9 protein-coding genes are annotated in these 19,806 nt (G+C 52.2%); 5 read left to right on the top strand and 4 right to left on the bottom strand.

Going from position 1 to position 19,806, the window contains the following annotated elements; genetic code table 11:
• The first annotated feature begins 35 nt into the window (after positions 1 to 35).
• Together FIV45_RS04160 and FIV45_RS04155 are read left to right on the top strand one after the other, a co-directional pair.
• A complete protein-coding gene (locus FIV45_RS04160) occupies positions 36 to 2,879 on the top strand; it encodes a TonB-dependent receptor plug domain-containing protein (RefSeq protein ID WP_165776879.1) in 2,844 nt (947 codons plus the stop codon).
• A 270-nt stretch (positions 2,880 to 3,149) separates the two neighbouring features.
• A complete protein-coding gene (locus tag FIV45_RS04155; protein ID WP_099471146.1) occupies positions 3,150 to 6,074 on the top strand; it encodes a TonB-dependent receptor plug domain-containing protein in 2,925 nt (974 codons plus the stop codon).
• Positions 6,075 to 6,282: 208 nt separating this feature from the next.
• Here the strand turns inward: FIV45_RS04155 and olsF are convergent, their stop codons facing one another.
• The gene (gene olsF / locus FIV45_RS04150) at positions 6,283 to 8,040 is read right to left on the bottom strand and encodes a bifunctional ornithine lipid synthase OlsF (protein WP_181040176.1); all 1,758 of its coding nucleotides are present in this window, start codon (positions 8,038 to 8,040) and stop codon (positions 6,283 to 6,285) included.
• Positions 8,041 to 8,216: 176 nt separating this feature from the next.
• On the opposite strand from olsF, the gene FIV45_RS04145 reads away from it, so the two are divergent.
• The 3 genes from FIV45_RS04145 (at position 8,217) to FIV45_RS04135 (ending at position 11,851) form a co-directional block, all read left to right on the top strand.
• A complete protein-coding gene (locus FIV45_RS04145) occupies positions 8,217 to 8,807 on the top strand; it encodes a cytochrome c oxidase subunit 3 family protein (protein ID WP_204602001.1) in 591 nt (196 codons plus the stop codon).
• Positions 8,808 to 8,819: 12 nt separating this feature from the next.
• Positions 8,820 to 9,104, top strand: coding sequence for a cytochrome C oxidase subunit IV family protein (locus FIV45_RS04140; protein ID WP_099471144.1), 285 nt, complete (start codon positions 8,820 to 8,822; stop codon positions 9,102 to 9,104).
• A gap of 407 nt (positions 9,105 to 9,511) precedes the next feature.
• Positions 9,512 to 11,851, top strand: a complete 2,340-nt coding sequence (locus FIV45_RS04135; RefSeq protein WP_099471143.1) for an endonuclease/exonuclease/phosphatase family protein — start codon at positions 9,512 to 9,514, stop codon at positions 11,849 to 11,851.
• A gap of 436 nt (positions 11,852 to 12,287) precedes the next feature.
• Here FIV45_RS04135 and FIV45_RS04130 read toward each other — a convergent pair whose 3' ends face one another.
• The 3 genes from FIV45_RS04130 to FIV45_RS04120 all read right to left on the bottom strand — a co-directional run bounded on the left by FIV45_RS04130 (position 12,288) and on the right by FIV45_RS04120 (position 19,800).
• Positions 12,288 to 15,566: a TonB-dependent receptor gene (locus FIV45_RS04130; RefSeq protein ID WP_099471142.1), complete on the bottom strand. Its 3,279-nt coding sequence runs from the start codon at positions 15,564 to 15,566 to the stop codon at positions 12,288 to 12,290.
• 524 nt (positions 15,567 to 16,090) lie between these two features.
• The gene (locus FIV45_RS04125; RefSeq protein ID WP_099471141.1) at positions 16,091 to 17,323 is read right to left on the bottom strand and encodes a NupC/NupG family nucleoside CNT transporter; all 1,233 of its coding nucleotides are present in this window, start codon (positions 17,321 to 17,323) and stop codon (positions 16,091 to 16,093) included.
• A gap of 98 nt (positions 17,324 to 17,421) precedes the next feature.
• Positions 17,422 to 19,800: an aldehyde dehydrogenase family protein gene (locus FIV45_RS04120; RefSeq protein ID WP_099471140.1), complete on the bottom strand. Its 2,379-nt coding sequence runs from the start codon at positions 19,798 to 19,800 to the stop codon at positions 17,422 to 17,424.
• Between the last annotated feature and the right edge of the window lie 6 nt (positions 19,801 to 19,806).

Below are 19,806 nucleotides of genomic sequence, written 5' to 3'. Positions count from 1 at the left end.
AACTTGGGGTATCCGCTCTAGCTATGTCTGTGGCCATGAGCAATACGACACTTGCCCAGAACGCGGCAGAAGAACCCGTCTTTGAAGAAGTAATCGTCACCGGCTCACGCATTGCCCGTGATGAATTCAGTTCTGCAAGTCCCATTTCAACATTTGACGCAACCGAGCTCACCAATGCCGGCGTGACCAGCGTTGACGACTTCCTGAAAGACATCCCGGCCTTCACCGGTTTCCAGCTTGGCTCCACCACCAACAACGGTAACAACGGTGCAAAGATGGTTGACCTGCGCGGCCTCGGCATCAAACGGACCCTGGTCCTGATCAATGGTCGCCGTCAGGTGGGCAGTTTCATCGGCGGCAACAGCGACGTGGGCGCCGTGGACATGAACTCCATTCCCATGGCCCTGGTCAAACGCATAGAAGTACTGAAAGACGGTGCCTCGACCGCTTATGGCTCTGACGCCTTGTCCGGTGTGGTCAATGTGATCCTGCAGGATGACTATGAAGGTTTCGAAGTCTCTGCGGATTATGGTGCGGGCACTGAAAACTGGGATGCGGAAAACTGGTCGGTCTCAGCCCTTGGCGGCGTCTCCAGTGACCGTGGCAACTTCACCGCATCCATGCAATATACCACGCAAAAAGAAATCAAACAGGATTCACGTTCCTGGGCCGAGTTTGGTCTCTATCCGACCCTTGATGCGGCCACAGATAAATTTGTGCCTCAGCAACTCGGATCATCCAACAGCCGCCGTATTCGTGGCCTTTCCCAAGGAGCCCTTGATGCGATTGTGGCGGCGGGTGGACCAAATACCGGTAACTATATTGTTGATGCCGGTACCGGTGTTGTTCGGGCGTTTACCGGTACGGACACCTATAACTATTCTGCAGTAAATGCCCTTGTTACCCCCAATGAGCGCTGGCAGTTTGCAACAACCGGGCATTACGACCTCGTGGACGACAGTTCCGTGGGCTCTCTCGAAGCCTACATGGAAACAAGTTACACCAAACGTGAATCCCATCAACGTCTTGCCCCTGATGCCTCCTTCGGCGTCACGCCAAGCTTCAATGGTCATTGGAATGATCTGGTGCCCAGCAGCAACCCGTTCAACCCGTTTGGCGACAATGCCGCCGGACCGGATGGCATATTGGGTAATGCTGACGACCTGAACCCTTGGGGCATCTCAGGTGAAGACGTCCGCATCAATCGTCGCTTTGTGGAAAGTGGCGGACGCCTGTTCCGGCAATCAGCCTCGACGTTCCGTATGGTCGCCGGACTGCGTGGGGACATCAAGGACAACCTGTCCTGGGATGCCTCTTACACTTTCGCCGACAATGAAATGTCCAACGAGACGAAATTCTACCACCGTTTCGATCGTTGGGAAATTGCCGTTGATCCGGCTCTTTGCGCCGCGAATACCGCCTGTACCGCAGCGGGCCTCCTAAACCCGTTCGGGGACTATGGGTCTATTTCCGAAGATCAGATGACTTTCCTTGCTGCGGATTCCTTGAAAGATCTGTTCCTGAACCGTATGCATCAATGGCAGTTCAACCTGACCGGCGATACTGAAGGCATGCTGGAACTGCCCGGCGGCCCTATCGGATGGGCGATCGGTTTTGAAAACCGCACAGAATCCGCTGAATTCAAGCCTGATGAATTTATCGGCGGTGGCCTGACAACGGGCGGGGCAAGCTCTCCTCTTGATGGTGAACAATCCGTGAAAGAATATTACGCGGAATTCCTCATGCCCATTCTTGCGGATGCGGCCTTTGCAAAGGACCTGAGTCTGGAAGCATCGATCCGTCATTCCAACTACAGCACGGCCGCTGGCAAGACCACCAACTACCGTGTTGGCTTGAATTATGCACCCATCGATGACGTGCGGTTCCGGGCGGTCTACTCCACCGGTTTCCGCGCCCCCAATATCGTGGAGGCCCAGGAAGGCGGCACCGTGTCCAACTTCCCGGTTTTCGAGGACCCTTGTGAATTCTATAACCGTCGTACGGACGCCAACGAAAATCTCGCCGCCAATTGTCTGGCGGACGGTTTCGGTCCCGACTTCGAATGGGGTTTCCAATGGCAGGCCCAGGTTGACCAAACCACCAACCCGGACCTGAAGCCGGAAGAATCCCGCTCCATCACTCTGGGCGCGGTATTCACTCCCACGGCTCTGCCAAATCTGTCCGTCAGTGTGGACTACTGGAATATCAAAGTTGATAACTTCATTCAGGTCATCAACTATAATGATATTATCCGGACTTGTTACAATGCGGCTGACCGGTCAACCACACCGGCGTGTCAGGTCTTTTCCTCTGGCTTGAATGGTCGTGATGCGGCTGATCAGGGTGGACCGGACATTGCCAACATTCCGCTTAACAACCTCGGGAAGCTTGAAACAGATGGCGTTGATGTCAATGTCAATTATCACCATGACCTCAACAGTGAAGTTGTCACCGGCCTGAATGCCAATATCTCCACCACGTGGATGAACAGCCGGAAAGAAACCTTCCCGCTGATCGGAACCCGTGAACGGATTGGCACGGCGGCGGGTGCGGCCATCTTCCCGGAATGGCGCATGACCACAAGTCTCGGTCTGGAAGGTGAAAACTGGTATGTCACCTGGGATACGCGGTATATTGGTAAAACTCTGGATGATTACCGTCCGGCGCAGTTGACCGATGATAATGTGGCGGAAGCCGTCTGGTATCATGACCTGACCGCCTCTTATTCCTACAAGGACACAACCTTGACCTTAGGCATCAACAACCTGACAAATGTCGAGCCCCCTCGTTTCCATAGTGCGTTCAACGCCAATACGGAGCCTGGGACCTATGATGTCATCGGACGTCGTGTCTGGGCCAAAGTCACCAAGAAATTCTGATATCAGTGATCAGATATCTATCCAAAAGAAGCGGGGCTCGAAAGGGCCCCGTTTTTTTCGCCTTAGGCCGCAAAAAATACTCTGCACCTCATTTTCACTTTTTTGTTTTTTCTATAGCGGGTTTTGAAAACTGAAGGATCACCTCTTCGAAGGGCGATGATACAGTTAATAATGTAGATTTCCCTCCACCCCCCATAGGGGAGGAGCCTATTTAATTTAAATAGTTCCCCATCGATCTTCTATATTTACACCCAATATAGGAGGAATATCATGAATATTCACACCTCTAATTTCTGTGCGGCACTGTTAAAATATGGTGCTTCCACACTCGCAATTTCCCTCACAATGACCACTGCCTCATGGGGCCAAGCTGCAACAGGCCAGGATGACATCACCCTCGAAGAAATTGTCGTAACAGGGTCCCGCATTCAACGGCAGGACCTGACCGCCAACAGTCCCGTGGCGGTTCTTGAATCCGAAACCATCAAACTGACCGGAACAACCAATATCGAGCAGTTCTTGCGCGATATCCCCCAGGCCGTCCCCGGCGTTGGGGCCCAGGCCAACAATGGCAATGACGGCGGCGCAACCGTTGACCTGCGTAATCTCGGGGAAGAACGCACCCTCGTTCTGGTTGACGGCAAGCGTTTCGTGCCCTTTGACAACCAGGGCTTCGTCGACCTGAGCATGATTCCGACCAGCCTGATCAAACGGGTTGAAGTGGTCACCGGGGGCGCCTCCGCCGTTTACGGCTCAGACGCCATTGCCGGGGTCGTCAACTTCATCATGAAGGATGATTTTGAGGGCCTTGAGCTGGACGCACAATATGGCATCTCCGAGCGCGGCGACGGCGAGCGTAAGGATTTCAGCATCACCGTTGGCGGCAGCTTCGCCGATGACCGCGGCCATGCCGTTCTCAGTATGGGCTACACCGTTGCTGATGAAGTCACTCAAGGGGACCGGAAATTTTCCGAATTTGCCCTGGCCGCGGCAGACTTTTCGCCCGGCGGCAGCTTCACTACACCGGATGGCGTCATAGACGGCACGTTTGCCCTGGTTCCAGATCCTGGCGGAGATCAGGCCGTGTCCTTTGATTCCAACGGAAATATTGTACCCTTTGCCGGTACCTTCAATTTTAACCCGTTCAACCTTCTGGCCACGCCTCAGGAGAAATGGACCGCCACGGCCCTCGCCACCTATCAGGTGACCGATAATATCGAATTCTACAGTCGTGCGTCTTTCGCCAACAACCAGGTTAGAACCATTATTGCACCAACAGGAACCTTCTTCTTCCCCTTCTCCCTTAACCTCAACAACCCTTTTCTCTCGGCTCAGGCGGTCAATGCCCTAACCGATCAGGACGGGGATGGCATGGTTGATGCGGAGTTTGATACCGACAGCAATAATGTGGTGGATGATGACGCCAATATTGACATCGCTTTCGGGCGACGCCTGCCCGAGGTCGGCACACGGGATTCCATCTATGAGAATACCGCCTATCAGTTCCTTGGCGGGTTCAAGGGCGATATCACGGATACACTAAGTTGGGATATCTTCGCGCAATATGGCCGGACAAAACGCACTCAAAACTTTGTTAATGATGTCAGTTTCTCCAAGGCGCAACAAGGCATGCGTGCCATCACCGACCCGGTTACCGGCGAAATTGTCTGCGAGGACTCGAGCGGTGGCTGCGTACCGGTTAATTTCTTTGGGGCTGGCAATATTTCCGAAGAAGCGGCCCGCTATATCGCTTTCAATCTGGCGGAAGTCAACAATACCGAGCAGACTATCATTGGTGGTTCCTTCACCGGGGATTTGCCCTTTGAACTGCCGAGCGCCTCTGCCCCCGCAGCCTTTGCCGCCGGTTTTGAATATCGCAAGGAAGCCAATGAATCGCTGCCTGATGACAATCTGGTCAATGGCAACAGCATCGGCTTTGGTTCCAGTACGCCGGTTGACGCCAACTTCCGGGTCTGGGAATTCTTCGCCGAAACCAAGGTGCCCCTGATCCAGGATGCGCCGTTTGCGGAATCCTTGGTGCTGGATGCCGCGGTCCGTGTCGCCGACTATAAAAATGATGTGGGCGGCGACAGCAACAGTTTCACCAACTGGACCTATAAGGTTGGCGGCGAATGGGCCCCGATCTCAGATCTACGGATTCGCGGCCTGTACCAACGGGCTGTTCGCGCCCCTAATCTGCAAGAAATAGGTCTGCCTAAAACCCCGAGCACCGGGGATCTGGATACGGATCCTTGTTCCGGCAGCAATCCGGTCGGCAATGCTGCCCTGACGGCCTTGTGTATCGCCACCGGGGTGCCGGCCGGTGATATTGGCGGCGTCAATGGTCCCATCTCCGGCCAGATCAATAATTTCCTCGGCGGCAATCCCACCCTGGAGCCGGAAAAATCAAACACTTATACCATCGGGGCCGTGTTTCAGCCCGAATTTGCGCCGGGTTTGATTGTTTCCCTGGATTACTACAGTATCGAAATCAAGAATGTCATTACCCAATATGCGGAACAAAGTGTGGTTGATGCCTGTTACACCATTGAACAGGATGCCAGCGGGGAGTTCTGTCAACGAATTGCCCGTAATCCGCTGAACGGGTCCCTGAACGGGGGCACGGAAACCGGTGTCGATGTGCGTCTGGTCAATGCCGCCTTTAACAAGACCGAAGGAATTGATCTCAACATCAATTACAGCTTTGATCTTGATAATATGGGGAGCCTTGATCTGTCTTTTGCCGGAACCCATGTGTTCAAGACCCTGAAACAAGACGCTGATTTCCTCGTGGTTGATGACTGCGCCGGTCTGGCGGGTACGGTTTGTCTGCGTCCTGATCCAAAATGGCGCTTCACCCAGACCACCCAATGGACTTATGAGGATCTCACGGTGCTCTTGCGCTGGCAGTTCCTCGACAGCGTCACCAAGGATACCGTCGGGTTCGGAGAAACCAGTCCATCTGACTTCATGCAACCAACCATTCCGTCGGAACATTATTTTGACCTGACGGCGGCCTATACGGTAATGGAGCGATATACCCTAAGAGCCGGAATCAACAATCTGTTCGATAACCAGCCTACCGTGGTTGGGAATGATTTCGGCGGCACCACAGAAAACAGCGGTAATATTTATCCCGCCACATATGATCCGATTGGTCGTTATTTCTTCTTTGGCGCAACAGCCAGATTTTAGAAGAAATATCACGTAAATCACAGCGGCGGCCTGCGGGCCGTCGTTTTTTTTTGCTTTTCTGTAGTGGATTTTACGTTCTCAAGCGTCGTAGCTTACGTGATAGTTATTTCCCACACAGAAATTTCTATCCTCCGTAGATAGACTTAGGGCTGCAGGATTTTTCCTGCAGCCTTTTTTCGTGAAGAACCGGTGATAGAAAAGACTTCTTTCAAGAAGCAGGCGTAATCCGCATGTGATCTTTTTCCGCCATTGACCAGTTATCCCCCATATAACGGGCCCTCTTTTTAGGCTTCAGCAACGTCAGATCCACCATCACCATACCGTCCACTGCATCCGAGAATCCCGGGTCCGAACCAAAATCAAAAAACTGGCTGCCGCCGGGTTCGGTCAGTTCTGTATATTGCTTATACAAAGTTGGCACCGCAACCCCCATGTTGGCCAACAAGGCTTTCAGGCGTTTAAAGTCCGTCGCATAATCACCTCCGTCGAACGTTTGCGCCAGATCTTCAATTGATCTCTGCTTGAAATGATAGGGATAGCGGGAAGCCACCACCCCGTCGCGCTGTTGAAAATAAAGCCGGTAGAAATAAACCATCAGGTCCTGCGCGCCTTGTGGCAACTGATTGGAAATACTTACCGCACCAAACAAATAACGGTAATTCGGGTGTTCCCGCAGGAAAGCGCCCATCCCAATCCAGAGATACTCCAGACTGCGCTTGCCCCAGTATTTCGGCTGGACAAAACTGCGGCCAAGTTCCAGACCCTCCGCCAGATATGGGGTCATTTCATCCCCCAGTTCAAACAGACGGTGAGTATAAAGCGCTTCTGGTCCCTTCTCCGCGATCAGTTTGCGCGTATCACAAAAACGATATGCTCCGGCAATCTCCGCATCTTTTTCGTCCCATAGCACCAGGTGATAATAATCCAGATCATATTCATCGCAATCATACGCCTTTCCGGTACCCTCGCCAACCGCGCGAAAGGTTTCTTCCCGCAGGCGTCCAATTTCCCGTAAAAGGCTTGTACCGGCGATATCCCTGGCAAGATAAATGATTTTACCATCTGGTGTCTGACCCAGAATTTTCTGATGCCCCAGATCCCGGAAAACGTCGATCTCGCTTTCAGGGCGGCCAATGGCGCGCATCGTTTTGAACAGGCCTTTTTTTCCTTTGCCGATCCGTTCCACATGTGACCGGAAGAGTTTGGCCAATGCCTTGTCATTCGTCCCCGGGGCCGAAATGCTGCCATAGTCAACCAGGTCCCCAACCCTGACCGGGACTTTTTTCCGTGCCTGACCGAACATTTCCCGCACAAGTAACGCCGCCGACAACCGTTTAAACAACATCGAGGTCAAATAGAACGGAATGGAATTGCGCGCCTGAACAAACACCGGCAGGATCGGTGCATGGGTCGCACGCGCCATCCGCAGGAACCCCTTGCGCCATTTGCCATCGCGCACCCCACGCGGCCCCATACGGGATACTTCACCGGCAGGAAAGATAATCACGGCGCCGTCTTTGTTCAGATGTTGATGAATGGCGGTAATTTGCTGGCGACTGGTGTTACCGGTCATATTATCGACGGTGAAGATCAAATCTTCAATCGGCTTTATGGCGCTCAAACGTTCATTCGCCACGATCTTCACGTCCCGTCGAATATGAGAAACCAACCGCAACAACCCCAGCCCGTCCAAAGAGCCAATCGGATGGTTGGCAACAATCACCACCCGCCCACGAGAGGGAATACGGATGCGGTCTTCTTCTGACAAAACCATATCAAAATCAAAATGTTCCATCACCAGATCAATAAAACAGAGCCCCCTGGCTTCCGGGTGCAATTTCGCAAAGGCCTGAAAGTCTTGTTCCCGGATCATAAAGCGGGCGGCAGCGCAGGCAATCTTGAATAATGTCGGACGTGATTCCAGAGTGGGATAATAGGTTCTAAGAAGATTCTTGGCCGAAATCACAGCACACCTCATCGTTAAATTTAATCTGTCCTGAGCCTAACAAAAACATGTGACACCTCGGCGACGGCGACCTTGCAACAAAAGGTCATCTCGCCCTTGCCGAGATAAGACTTGCCTCCCGTCATTTGCTGCAGTACATCTCTAAATAAGATATATTTTAAATACTGGTTTAAATAATGAACGCTCACCCGACAAATCCCCCTCAGTCCGGTCATGGCACTGGCGGCTGGGGCGCCCTCTCCCGTCTGCCCGGTAACCCCATGATGTGGATTTTGATCTGGAGCGAGCTTGTTGTCTTTGGTATTTTTTTCGCGGGTTTTGCCATAGCCCATATACTGCAGCCGGATGTCTTTATCAGCGGTCAGAATAGCCTGAACAGGTTCCTTGGGGGCCTGAACACCATGGTGCTGATCACCAGCGGCCTTTGTGCCGCCTTGGCGGTCCACGCCCAGCAAGCCGCAAAAACAACCCGCATGCGGCTATGGCTTGCCGGCGCCATCGGACTGGGCATTGTCTTCCTTGGGGTCAAATATCTTGAGTATGCAGAAAAATTGACCCAAGGAATTGGTCTGGATACCAATACATTTTATACCCTCTATTTTCTGATGACCGGTTTCCACGCCCTGCATGTTGTTTTTGGTATTTTCATCCTGATTATTATCGGGTGGAAGAACAGCAACGAGAACCTCGAGATCGGCGCCAGCTTCTGGCATATGGTTGACCTGATCTGGATCATTCTCTACCCGCTTGTCTATTTGCTGCGCTAGAAAGGCCTGCTGATGAATTTTCAAAGCCCCCCGCCTCGCGCTCTTGTTTTCTGCTGGCTTTTTTTGCTGCTGCTCACCCTGGCCAGCATGTTGTCCGGTCAGGCAACACGCCTGATCACATTAAGCGCCCCCATGATCTTCACCCTTGGCCTCATCACCTGGGGCAAAGCACTGTTAATGTTGCGCTACTATTTGAATCTGAAGGCCGCATCCCGTGGATGGAACAAGGCTTTTGGCGGATATCTTTTCATCGTGACAGGTCTGTTGACGGCTATCTTTCTGATCGGCAAAACATAAAAGCCTCCGCATAAAACGGCCCGTCCCTGCTTCGTTACGGAATAATCCCTTCTGCCGCCCCTTTCCTTGAACGACTTCAGTCAATACTTTTCTTCTTGAAGTTAAGGTTTTCGAGCGGGAACTGTTAACTATAATTTTACCAAAGAATCAAATATAAAATAACAAAAACCGTCACATAATTGCAATATTTCTCTGTTATCAGCGTATCAATTAGTTAACGATATATTAAAATTTTATCTTTTGATAAAATAAATTTGGTGTTAGGCTTTTTCCCACAAGGGTGATTCTTCACACTATATCGCCCGGTTACACCGGCCGGAATAAGCCGGAACAACTAATAAGATGGCAGATCTTCTCCAGATCAGCCTGTGCATACATCGGTACACATTATATAGAGGGAAAGACACATGAACCATCATCGCAGACTGCGCCATATCCTGATTGGCGTTTCCTTTACCGCGCTTATGGCGGCCAACGCCCACGCGACGCCATTCATCAATGAAATCCATTACGACAACAGTGGCGCGGACACCGGGGAATTTATTGAAATCGCCGTAGAATCCGGCTTTGACCTAACCGGGTGGTCACTCAGTCTTTATAACGGCAATGGTGGCGGCACCTACGGCAGCAGCGTCAGCCTGTCAGGCCTCAGTTACGGCAATGCTTTCAACGGCTATCATTTCGCCGCCATTGATTATCCTTCAAACGGCATTCAGAACGGCGCACCAGACGGCATCGCCCTGATCAGCAATACCGGCACCTTACACCAGTTCATCAGCTATGAAGGCGCGTTCGACGGCACAAGCGGTGCGGCCACGGGCGTTTCCAGCGCAGATATTGGCGTGCGCGAGACCAGCAGCACGGCAATTGGTCACTCCCTGCAACTGGGGGATAGCGGTTGGCAAGACCCGCAGGCGAGCACCAAAGGCGCCGCCAATACCAACCAGACTCAATTCACCAACGGCTTGACCATTGGCGGCCAAGGCGATACTGGCGGCGGCGATGGCGGGGGCGGTGAGCCCGCGGTAGAAGCCGCGATCTATGATATTCAGGGGGCGGGTCATAAATCCGCCATGGAAGGCCAGACGGTCGCCACATCGGGTATCGTTACCGCCGTGACCAGCAGCGGTTATTACATCCAGGACCCCACCGGCGACGGCAATGGTGACACGTCTGACGCGGTCTATGTCTATACCGGCAGCAGCAATCCTCCCACGGTATCCGTAGGGGATGAAGTTCGTATTCAGGGGGAGGTCACTGAATATGCCCGGAGAAGCAATGAACTGACCCTGACCGAGATCACAAATTCCCAGGTCATCGAAGTGGTCTCCAGCGGCAACAGTCTGCCGGCAGCCCTCAGCCTCTCGGCCCCGACAACCCATATCGATACAGACGGCCTCGGCAGCTTCAACCCGGCGACAGACGGCATTGATTATTACGAGAGCGTCGAAGGCATGCGCGTCGTGCTCGACAATGCCCAGGCCGTGGACGCCACCAACCGCTACGGCGAACTTTATGCCGTCAATAGCGCCACCGCCACCGGCATGAATGATCGGGGCGGCATCACCCTTGATGAGGGCGACTTCAACCCGGAAAAGATCCAGATTGATGACACCGCCCTTAACGGCAACAGCCCACAGGCCCAGATGGGTGATAGCCTGGGCAGCGTCGCCGGCGTGATGAGCTATTCCTACGGCAATTTCGAGCTTCTGGCGACAGAAGCCGTCACCGCCACCGACGGTGGCCTTGCCCCGGAAGTCAGCCAGATTGTCGCCGCCGATGACCGCCTGACGGTTGCCAGCTATAATGTGGAAAATCTTGCTGCCGGAGACGGCCGCATCGCCGAGTTCGGTCAGCAGATTGTTAACAACCTCAACAGCCCGGATATCATCGGCCTGCAGGAAATTCAGGACAATAATGGCACCGGCAGTGGTGAACTTAGCGCCAGCCAGACCTATGCCGACCTGATTCAGGCGATCAAGGACGCGGGCGGTCCGGAATATGCAGTCGCAGCCCTTGATCCGGAAGCCATGAACAGCACCGGCGGCCAGGGCAATGGCAACATCCGCAATGGCTTCCTCTATCGGGTGGACCGGGTTGACGTCAAAGACGTCTCCTTTATCGACGGCTATGACACGGACACCTATATTGACCCGGCTGGCGTTGAAAAAGGCTCCTTCTCCAGTTCCCGTCCGCCGCTTGTCGGCACCTTCATGTTCAACGGTCAGGAAGTGACCATTGTCAACAACCATGCCCGGTCCCGCGGTGGCTCTGATCCGCTGTTCAGCGCCAATCAGCCGATCAATACGGGCAAGCCTGAAAAACGCAACGCCGAAATGGCTTTCGTCAACGCCTTTATCAAGGATATGCTCGATCAGATGCCCGGCGCCAATGTCATCGCGCTTGGCGATATGAACGCCTTCTGGTTTGAAGAGGCCTTGGCCCTGCTTGCCGGACAAGAACTGTTCAACCTGGCGACCCTATTCGCGGAGGAAGAACGCTACTCCACCATCTTCGAAGGGGTTTCTCAGGCGCTGGATCACATTCTGGTATCCGGCTCGCTGTTTGGCTCGGCCCTGTTTGATTATGTCCATCTCAACAGCGGCTTCCTGAGCCAACTGTCGGACCATGATCCCCTGCTCGCCAGCTTCCGCATTGCGCGGATCAGTGAGCCCGGTCAGATGCTGCTGATCCTGATGGGACTGGTGGCGCTATACCGCAGACGCCAAAGTCAATTGATGGCGTAAACCTCAACCCTGGACGGTCTGTCGTTCTTTATAGACAGACCTGTTTGCCTCAAGGCCCGGCGCATCCTCCGCCGGGCCTTTTACTTGTCCCGGGTTTCTGTGGCTGCGTAATGGCAACCCCGCCCAAGCAAGGGCCTGACAAGGCTAGTCACGCCATGGCTCCTGTTTTGGTTACATCCCTCCAGACACTCTGCTTCCTCCTGCTCTTCAGTCACGAACCAGCCTCCCCTGCTGCTGGAGAGAATTATGGACTTCACTAATTGATGACCGGTTCACTTCGTTCCATCTCTTTCCCTCCACAGTGCCCGCCAACCAGCATGACATGAACGGCAACATCCCCTGTTATCCCCGCAGGCCACCTGTCCCGCCCTATATCCCACAACGCAAAAAGGGCAGCCCGAAGCTGCCCTTTTATAAGTTCTATATGAGGTCTAGATTAGAATTCGTAACGAACCCCAAGACGAATTTTCCAGACAGAAGCCAATGAGTTCAAATTCCAAGGCTCTGTCGGATTATAGAAGCGTGTCAGAACATATTGATTATCATCTGTGATAGACACGCGCCCAACGGAACTCAAACTTGGGAAGCTAACCTGATCCAGACGACCCCAATTGCTGTTCAACAGATTGGTCAGATTCTGGACATCAAAGGTAAAGATACCTTTATGGCCATCCATAATACCCGGAATTTCCTGCGTGAAGCGGAAGTCCATAGTCGTAATCCAAGGGTTCTTCTGAGAATTACGCGGGGCAATTTCCCCTGCATATTTATCCAGGCCCGTTTCTGACAAGAAAGCCATAAATTCTGCTTCCGTCACTGCACTTGACGTGGCGGCTCCGTCGACTAAACAACCCGTGTAACACATGGCGGAATCACCAGATGTTGGCACATAAATCAACTGACGGTCACGGCGTTCGAATTCAGCACCACCACCAAATGGAATATCACGACTGCTGCTTGCCTGATCGTAAGTATAGCTGAACGGCCGACCAGATTTAGATGTCACAAACATGGAGAAGCGTGACTTGTACCCGTCAATGAATTCCTTAACATAATTCATGTTCAAGACAAATCGATGCTGCACTTCATAGTTTGAAGTCGCCAACGAGAAATTTTCACGATCAGAAACCGCAATCTTACTATAGTTCGAGGTCGCTGTTGAGCTGGTACCAGGATTTACATCATTTGAGTCTGTATATGTATAAGCCCCGAAGAAATCAAAACCACTATCGTATTGCTTCTGCATGGAAAGTGTAAATACTTTGATATCACCACGAGCGTCATTGGTCAGCCCCAGGTCGAAACTCCCACGGTCTTGACGAGTATAAATAGGACGACCATCCGGCGCAAACATATCATTACCGTCAATATCTTTTCTCTGCGCTGATGCACGCAATTCTTCCCAATGGGCCGCTTGCTTGACAGTCGTAATCAAGGCCTCAGCCGTCACATTGTAGCCATCACCCATGATTTCACCGAAATTGAATTCATGGTCAATAGCCAGATTAAACTTCCAAACGGACGGAATTTTGAATTCTGGATCCAGATAATTCACACTCCCCGTTCCCAAACCGGCCTGATCGGAAATTAATTTGAGAGCATCTTGATGAATGTTAAAACCATCCACATTGGAAAGCGCATCACCGCTGCGGATTGTACCAGTGTTCACCAGAGTCACGCCGTCATTAGTGTAATTGTTTGAAATCCAGACATTCGGATTACCACCACTGAATAAGCCGACACCACCGCGAATAGTCGTTCTTTCATCAACCAGATAGTTAAAACCAACCCGCGGCGCAATCAAGTCACGTCCGTCAAGAGTTTCATTATTGTTAAAGCCATATTTTGTCGCGAAGGTTTGGTTCAATAACGGCTCATCGTTCGTACCGTAACGGGTATAACGGACCCCCATTGTCATGGTCAGTTTTTCGTTCACCGTCCACACATCTTCGAGGAACACAGTCATCACATTGTTGCTAAATTCCGCCAGCGCATCATTCTTATTATTTGATGTCGCATTGCTATAGAACAAAGTATCAGCCGTACGCGCCTCGAAACAATCTAGCGCCGTACCACAAGCAGCATCCGCCTGGAATTCGTAAACCCCGTTACTCTGTGGATTGAACACATTCACAATATCTAGTGTTTCATATTCCATACCGACTTTGACTTCATGATCGCCAGTATAGTATGTTGCTTTTAACTTGAAATTCCAACCGTCATTGCTCAGGAAATTTTGATGACGATACTGATCTGGTCCCAAATAAATGCTTGACCCAGAGGCAAGACGAATTCGCATTTGGGCAAACTCGTTGCCTTTCAAAGGCTCCTGTAAGGTTTCAACTTCCTTACGGCCAATTTTCACTTCAGTCGAAAAACTATCAGACCAATCAGAGAATAGCTGGAAGCTGTATGATTTCATTTTATCATTTTTATCATACCAGTTTGACGGTAAGGATAATGACCCTCCAAAACTTGTTCCCTGGTTCTGAGGATTGATTTTATTGCCTTCGGTGTTCTGATAGGTGAATGCCGCGCGATGATCTTCATTAATATTCCAATCCAGCTTCGCAAAGATCTTACGGTCACTTTCGGGAAGACTGTTCAAATCAGCAGCCGTTCCTGCATCAAACCCATAAACGTCATTTGCAATTTGTGAAGCACGATCAAGTTCTGCTTCTGTAATGCCGGAGACTTCGTTCGCAAGATTGGTACCCGCAGGTCCAAAACGGTTAGGAGAGGAAGAGTTAAACTTCTCAAAACCAACAAAGAAAAACAGTTTATCTTTTACGATTGGGCCCCCAAGTGTACCACCCCATATTTTTTCACTGAAATCCAGTGTAATATCATCGTCTTTGCTTTTCGTACCTGTCAAGCCATCATCACGGTAAGTAAAAAATGCCGTTCCATGAAAGTCATTGGTCCCTGATTTCGTTACGATATTGATGTTACCGCCCGTAAAGCCACCATATTCAGCTGAAAATGGTGAAGCGTTAATAGCCAACTGATCAATCGCGTCTAGGGATATTGGGCTGCGCTGGGTCGGAAATCCGCCATTATTCAATCCAAAGTCATCATTTTGCTTAATTCCGTCAACAGTGATGCTGTTATAACGGTTATTTGAACCTGCAATACTGATCGCGTTACTGTTGGTCGGATCAATAGTGACCAAGGGGTCAATTTTCACAAAATCATGTAATTCGCGTGAGGTAGCAGGGATGCCTTTACGGCGTTCCTCATCAATCGTTGTCGCCATACCCATTTTAATGGCGCCGGATATAGCACTGCCCGTAACGACAATTTCTTCGAATGTTGACGAAGAACTTGAAAGGGCGACAGGAACATTCGACATCTCACCCAACGTCAGATAAACACCTTCTACTTCGGCTTTCCCTTGATCGGATGTAACGGAAATACTGTACGGACCGCCAACACGCAGACCAGAAATATTAAAAACACCGTCTGTTCCGGTTGTCAGAGTTTTACGAGAACCTGAAGGTGTATGAGTAATCACAACAGTCGCATTTCCGACCGTTGCATCACCGGATGTTACAACACCCTTCATCCCGGACGTTGTGACCTGTGCTTCAGCCTGAATGGCGAAGGTAGTCGTGGTGGCGAGCGCAATGGCCAATGCCGTAGATGTATGGAGAAGGGACTTCCTGAGCGACGCGCTCACAATCATACCCTTCATGTTAGATTTAAAACTGCTCATTTCTCTCCCTTTCGGATTTCAATTCGTTCAATGCAATACCGTAAGAACACAATTAACTATGCCAGTGGCGGTTTTTCTGCCATTTCTTAGCTAGAGTAAAGATAAATAATTTGATCAAAAAGTCAAATTTTTATATCAGACAAATTTTTTTAGAAAAAATTACGGCTAAAAGACGCAAATTATCCTTAAAAAACAACCTACTCCAGCCAAAAACCGGTGCAAACCAAGTGTTCTACCCGGAACTGATACACCGCCATTAAGACAATCCCCACCCCGAAATATGACGGCAAGATGACAAATCCCTACGATTCGGCTAAAAACAGGGAAAATATTAAATGAGAACAACCTGACATCCCGTCGTAAAAATTGGATATTTTACTAAAAAGGAAAAAAGTGACTTTTTTACAACAGGATTTAAAAACTTGCAGTTCGCTCTCTGGTACAGCAAAATCCTGCAAAAAAGGCCGCTAGACTTTCATAATCCGGCAGCCTTCTTTTATGCTTGGACAGAATCGGATAACTCCTCAAAACCCGATCAATAATCCTGCGAGCGCGGCGCTCATCAGATTGGACAAAGACCCGGCAGCCACCGCCTTCAGCCCCCACTTGGCAATCAGGTGACGCCGTTCCGGCACCAAGACACCAAAGCCGCCCATCAGAATAGCAATAGAGCTCAGGTTAGCGAAACCACACAAGGCAAAGGTCACCACCATCACCGAATATGGGCTGAGCGCCCCGTCTGGCAATTTGGCCAGCTCTACGTATCCAACAAATTCATTAAGGATCAGCTTGGTGCCGATCAGATTACCGGCAATATCGGCTTCAGCCCAGGGAATGCCCAGCACATACATCAACGGCGCAAAAATCTTGCCGAGAATCAAATTAAACGTCAATTCCGGATAGTCGAACCACCCGCCAATGCCGCCGAGCATGCCATTCAGCATCGCGATCAGGGCAACAAAGGCCAACAGCATCGCGCCGATATTGGCTGCGAGTTTCAAACCGTCGGCCGCGCCATTGGCCGCCGCCTCGATCACATTGGCCGGCTTATGGGCGTCGTCAAAGCTGTCCACGTCGAGAATTTCGGTCTCGTTTTCTTCCGGATCCGGATCGGGCATGATGATCTTGGCCATCAGCAATCCACCCGGCGCCGCCATAAAGCTCGCCGCGATCAGATATTGCATCTCGACCCCAAGCGCCGCATAACCCGCAAGAATGGTGCCGGAAATCGACGCCAGACCAGAAACCATGACGGTAAAGAACTGGGCATCGCTGATCCTGCCGAGATAGGGGCGCACCACCAGAGGGGCCTCCGTCTGACCGAGGAAGATATTGGCCGCCGCGCAGAGAGATTCGACCCGCTTGGTGCCAATGATCTTATGCAGCGCGCCGCCAAAGATCTTCACCACCCATTGCATAATATGCAGATAGTAGAGCACCGACATCAGGGCCGAGGCGAAAATGATGATCGGCAGAACCTTGACGACAAAAACAAAGCCGACATTATCCATATCGGCCAGTCCGCCAAACAGAAATTCGATCCCCACATTCGAATAATTGATCACCTGATTGACGCCATTCGACATCGCCGTCAGCATATCCTTGCCAAAAGGCACCACCAGCACAAAGGCCGCCACCGCCAATTGCAACAGGAAGGCACTGCCCACCACCCGAAGATTGATATTTTTCTTGTCCCCCGACAAGAGATACGCCAGCCCCAGAAGCACCATAATTCCCACGATACTGATATATGGCATAACCCTACTCCCTATTTTATTATTTGGTATCGGCCGGAGTGCCCTTCCGGCCCGATAGTGGTTCCGTTATTATATTTTTCTGTTGAGTACTTTAAAGCCTAATCCCCATAAGGCAACCAGATGTTCTTGACCTGGGTCGCTTCACGCAGGAAGCGGCGGCCTTCACCGTGAGAGGACATCCAGTCCCGCGCCCGGCCGTCATTGACCCAACTGCGTTTCAGGTTATGGGCGCTCTCCCGCTCCACCATCTCACTGCCTGCTTTCGAACCGTGATACCAGATGGCGTCAACCTGATCATGCTGGGCCAGGGTTTTCGTCAGGCTCTCCCGGTCGCCGGTGACGATATTAATCACCCCGGCGGGCAGATCGGACGTCTCGAGAATCTGATAAAAATCAGTCGCGATCAGCGGATAGCGTTCCGACGGAATAACCACGCTGCGGTTGCCCATGGCCATCGCCGGGGCGATCAGCGAAACGAAGGACAGCAGCGGCATCACATCCGGGCAGACAATCCCGAGAATACCCATTGGTTCATTAACCGCCAGCGCCACATTCTTCACCGGCGGTGTATGCACCAAACCGTCAAATTTATCGGCCCAGCCGGCAGCGGAGAACAGGCGGCTGACCGCCATGTCGACTTCGGCTTGCGCGGCCTTCTTGCTGACGCCGGTCAGACTGACCAGACGGGCGGCCATTTCCTCGGCGCGGTAACTGAGATTCTCGGCGATATAATAGATTACTTGGGCGCGGGTATGAGCCGTCGCGGACGACCAGCCAGCATTCTTATAGGCGGCTTCCACCGCGTTGCGAATATCCTTGCGGTTGCCTTCGCCGACCCGTCCCATGAGCTTGCCGTCAGGGCTGAGCACCGGCAGTGTATTGCCGCCGTCCGGTCGGGCCTGCTTGCCGCCGATATAGTTTTTCGCCGTCCGGTCGAGGCCGTTGCCATTGTCCGCAGGTTTCGTCGCCTTGGGTACAGGCACCAGATTGCCTTTCTCCGTCAGCCATTCATTTTTGGTTTTCAGATACTCATACATGCCTTCCTTGCCGCCTTCCCGGCCGAAACCGGATTCACGATAGCCGCCAAAGCCGCAGGCCGCGTCAAACTGATTGGTGGTGTTGACCCAGACCACACCGGCCTTGATCATTGAAGACACCTCAAGCGCCCGGTTGATATTCTCCGACCAGACACTGGAGGCCAGACCGAACCGCGTATTATTGGCAAGATCGGCGGCTTCCTGCAGGGTGCGGAACGTCATTACCGTCAGCACGGGCCCAAAGATTTCTTCGCGCACCACGATGCTCGCCGGGCTGACATTGGTGATCAGGGTCGGCGGATAATAGCAGCCTTCGGCAGGCATCGCCACGTCCGGCTGCCAGATCTCGGCGCCTTCCTCGGCCCCCTTGCCGACCAGAGACTTGATGCGATCCAACTGTATGGGATCAACGATCGCCCCCATATCAATCGCCTTGTCCAGCGGATTGCCGAGGCGAAATTTGCTCAGGCGGATTTTGACTTTTTCGATCAGACGGTCGGCAATGCCCTCTTCCACCAGCAGGCGGGACCCGGCGCAGCAAACCTGGCCCTGATTGAACCAGATGGCGTCCACCAGACCTTCGACCGCGCCGTCAATATCGGCGTCTTCAAAGACGATGAAAGGTGATTTTCCGCCGAGTTCCAAAGTAAGTTTTTTGCCCGCGCCGGCCGTCGCCTCGCGGATATAACGGCCCACGCCGGTCGACCCGGTGAAGGCGATCTTGGCGATATCCGGATGGTTGACGATATGAGACCCGGTTTCCCCGGCCCCGGTGACAATATTGATCACCCCCGGCGGGATCCCGGCTTCCTCGCACAGTTCGGCGAAATAGAGCGCTGTCAGGCTGGTATATTCGGCGGGCTTCAGCACCACACAGTTACCGGCGGCGATCGCCGGAGCGATCTTCCAGGCCATCATCAGCAGCGGAAAATTCCACGGAATCACCTGACCCACCACGCCGAGCGCTTCCTGATCCGGCAGTTCCTGATCCATCAATTGCGCCCATCCGGCGTGATGATAGAAATGACGCGCCACCAGCGGCACATCGATGTCACGGCTCTCACGGATCGGCTTGCCGTTATCCAGCGTTTCCAGCACGGACAGGAACCGTCCGGTTTTCTGGATGATACGGGCCAGCGCATAAAGATGCTTGGCGCGGGCATGACCGGGCAGTTTCGACCATTTGGGAAAGGCCTTCGCAGCGGCGGCCACGGCGGCATCCACATCGTCGGCGCCCGCGACCGCAATGCGGCCGAGATAATCGCCAGTCGCCGGATTATGGCTGTCGATGGTGGCTTCCGAGGTTTTCGGGGCCACCCATTTGCCGTTGATGTAAAGCTTGAAGCCTTCTTTATGACTTTTCAGCCAGTCATGGACGTAGTCTGATTGTTCTGGTGCGGGACCGTAAGACATGCTGTTAAATATTTCTGATATGTTCATGGGACG

Source organism: Paremcibacter congregatus (assembly GCF_006385135.1).
GTDB lineage: Bacteria > Pseudomonadota > Alphaproteobacteria > Sphingomonadales > Emcibacteraceae > Paremcibacter > Paremcibacter congregatus.
This window is presented reverse-complemented; position numbering and strand designations above follow the sequence as displayed.

Bases quoted from the DNA above. Each gene is read 5' to 3' on its own strand.
- FIV45_RS04140 (WP_099471144.1), top strand. From the start codon at position 8,820: ATGAATTTTCAAAGCCCCCCGCCTCGCGCTCTTGTTTTCTGCTGGCTT.
- FIV45_RS04130 (WP_099471142.1), bottom strand. From the start codon at position 15,566: ATGAGCAGTTTTAAATCTAACATGAAGGGTATGATTGTGAGCGCGTCG.
- FIV45_RS04120 (WP_099471140.1), bottom strand. From the start codon at position 19,800: ATGAACATATCAGAAATATTTAACAGCATGTCTTACGGTCCCGCACCA.
- FIV45_RS04155 (WP_099471146.1), top strand. From the start codon at position 3,150: ATGAATATTCACACCTCTAATTTCTGTGCGGCACTGTTAAAATATGGT.
- FIV45_RS04125 (WP_099471141.1), bottom strand. From the start codon at position 17,323: ATGCCATATATCAGTATCGTGGGAATTATGGTGCTTCTGGGGCTGGCG.
- FIV45_RS04135 (WP_099471143.1), top strand. From the start codon at position 9,512: ATGAACCATCATCGCAGACTGCGCCATATCCTGATTGGCGTTTCCTTT.
- FIV45_RS04160 (WP_165776879.1), top strand. From the start codon at position 36: ATGAGCAATACGACACTTGCCCAGAACGCGGCAGAAGAACCCGTCTTT.
- FIV45_RS04145 (WP_204602001.1), top strand. From the start codon at position 8,217: ATGAACGCTCACCCGACAAATCCCCCTCAGTCCGGTCATGGCACTGGC.